This is a genomic window from Mycoplasmopsis agassizii (assembly GCF_002276225.1).
Lineage (GTDB): Bacteria > Bacillota_I > Bacilli_A > Mycoplasmatales > Metamycoplasmataceae > Mycoplasmopsis_B > Mycoplasmopsis_B agassizii_A.
Window position 1 is genome coordinate 1 of the sequence record NZ_NQNY01000038.1, and the last position, 664, is coordinate 664.

The following is a 664-nucleotide window of genomic DNA, read 5'->3' on the forward strand; positions in this document are numbered from 1 at the left end:
AAATTCTTCATAAATTATTATAGGTTAAAGAAAAGAATGTCTTTAGAATTTCTAGAGACTTTTTTATCTTCGAAAATTGTTTTTAGAAGTTTAAACTTGTATACAAATTGAATAATTCGTTACTTGATTTTCATCCTAAAATAGACCTTGGCATGTTATTTATTTTATCCACAACCGCTTGTAGTTCTGCATCAGTAATTTTACTGAAATCTGTACCTTTTTTAAATGTTCTGCGAAGCAATCCATTTCAGTTTTCGTTTGAACCTCTTTGATATTAAGCATAAGGCTGACAAACGTAAATGATAATATTTAATTCTTTAGCAACTTCATCAAGTTTAGAAAACTCAAGACCATTGTCGACCGTTATAGATCTTACTGTCAGATTATTTTCATTAATTAACTCAGTAATTCTTCTGTTCAATTCATCAACTTCTTTTGATTTAATATGAACAGAAAATGATTTTCTAGTCATTCTTTCCGTAAAAGTAATTAAATTCAGGCTACTTTTATCTTTTTTACCAATAATTAAATCAATTTCTCAATGACCGAATTGTCTTCTATAATTGATGTAATTTGGTCTTAATCAAATAGGAAGATGATATTTGTTCTTGAATTTTGAAAAATATGATCTTCTTCTTCACCATCTGTTTTTGTAAGAAGATCT

2 protein-coding genes are annotated in these 664 nt (G+C 27.1%); both read right to left on the reverse strand.

Annotation, left to right across the window (positions count from 1 at the left end; all coding sequences use genetic code 4):
• Nucleotides 1-82: 82 nt before the first annotated feature.
• The gene (locus CJJ23_RS05150; RefSeq protein WP_180738057.1) at nucleotides 83-241 is read right to left on the reverse strand and encodes a hypothetical protein; all 159 of its coding nucleotides are present in this window, start codon (nucleotides 239-241) and stop codon (nucleotides 83-85) included.
• Nucleotides 242-274: 33 nt separating this feature from the next.
• Nucleotides 275-664 (reverse strand): IS30 family transposase (locus tag CJJ23_RS05155; protein WP_180738058.1); only part of this gene is annotated, 390 nt, incomplete at its 5' end.